Raw genomic sequence first — 1,229 nt, 5'->3', positions numbered from 1 at the left:
TGCGGGGTCTGGCCAAAGAGGTAGGCTTTGGCGTAGTCGGGAAAGCGGGCGGCTTGTTCGACACTGAGGTGGGCTAGGTTGTAGACGCTGGCGTCGGTGTAGCGGGCGAGCACTTGGTTGTTAACAACGAGGTTGTAGTGCGCTTGGGTGAGGTTGACGGTGGTGGGGGCCCAGCCGTATACGGGTTCGACGGCGTCACCACTGCCGGTGGTGCCGGTTTGTTGCCATTGGATTTGGGTGGTGGCGTTGGCCGCGGGCTGGCTGGGGGCGCATTAGTGCATATATATCAGATCATATATTTTATTCTTCAGCACCCTTGCATTCTTTGCAGGAGGGAGAACGCCGGGCGCTGACAAGGATGAATGTATATCCACTATATGCAGATCATCGGCTCCCGTAGGCGGCAGCCCCAAATTCGTAGCCGCCTGCCTGTAGCACTCCGCAATCAATACAATGTTTATTTCATATCCTTTTGCTATTGCATCAGCAAGAAGTTCAGAAAATTTCGATTCAAAGTCCCCAGCATTTAATTGATTTTTCATCGTTAATAACTCCTACCGAACAATCCAGTTTGATGAATAGCTTCGAGTGGTTGCCTCGAATTGTCTAAATCCTCCATACCCATATTCAGGATATGAATTTGTAAAATATTCTCTGCCAAATGTCGGACGACTTCCGGGATTGGCATAGCCAAAAGCTCTTGGAACCAGAGGAGACACAATTTCTGTTGTAGGGATACGAAGCAATGTGTCATAGCCACCAGGCTTCATTTGCGCACCAAAAATATGCTTTCCAATAGACGAGGCGGTGTCTAGTGAGAAATAAGTAGGCGAGCCACCACGACCTGAGATCGCGTTCGCAGCCTCGTAGTATTTCAAGTCTGAGGATTTGACAAGTCTATAAACGTAGTCGGAATTAGCAAGATCGCTACTGAGAATTCTGTTGTAGTTGGCCGTAGTCAGTTCATCAATACGCATCATACGAGCCGCAGAACCAGTATCGACACGATTATTCGCAGCGACTCTCTGGAGTGCACTAACTTCAGAATTAACGAGTGAACTATTCCCCCTCACTCTCCCGAACGACAATGGTAACGGATTCACATTCAGCGTACCATACTCAAAAGGCCGTGGGGTAATCTTCCAATCCGGCACACCCAAATCACGCAAGTACTTGGCTGAGCCTTGGATTCCTTGCGCAATGCCTTCACCTACATCAGCACCCAGCAC

The 1,229-nt window shown here is 49.4% G+C and carries 2 protein-coding genes; both read right to left on the bottom strand.

Features of this window, described 5'->3' with window-relative positions; translation table 11 throughout:
• Nucleotides 1–272: 272 nt before the first annotated feature.
• Complete coding sequence (locus tag DU000_RS12560) at nt 273–542, bottom strand: hypothetical protein (protein WP_114403753.1); 270 nt, start codon at nt 540–542, stop codon at nt 273–275.
• A gap of 12 nt (nt 543–554) precedes the next feature.
• Nucleotides 555–1,229 (bottom strand): hypothetical protein (locus tag DU000_RS12795; RefSeq protein WP_205074076.1); only part of this gene is annotated, 675 nt, incomplete at its 5' end.

It is taken from the genome of Parvibium lacunae, assembly GCF_003335215.1.
In the GTDB taxonomy this organism is placed as follows: domain Bacteria; phylum Pseudomonadota; class Gammaproteobacteria; order Burkholderiales; family Burkholderiaceae_D; genus Parvibium; species Parvibium lacunae.
This window is presented reverse-complemented; position numbering and strand designations above follow the sequence as displayed.

Excerpts from the sequence above, each read along its gene's own strand:
- DU000_RS12560 (WP_114403753.1), bottom strand. The coding sequence starts at position 542 with ATGAAAAATCAATTAAATGCTGGGGACTTTGAATCGAAATTTTCTGAA.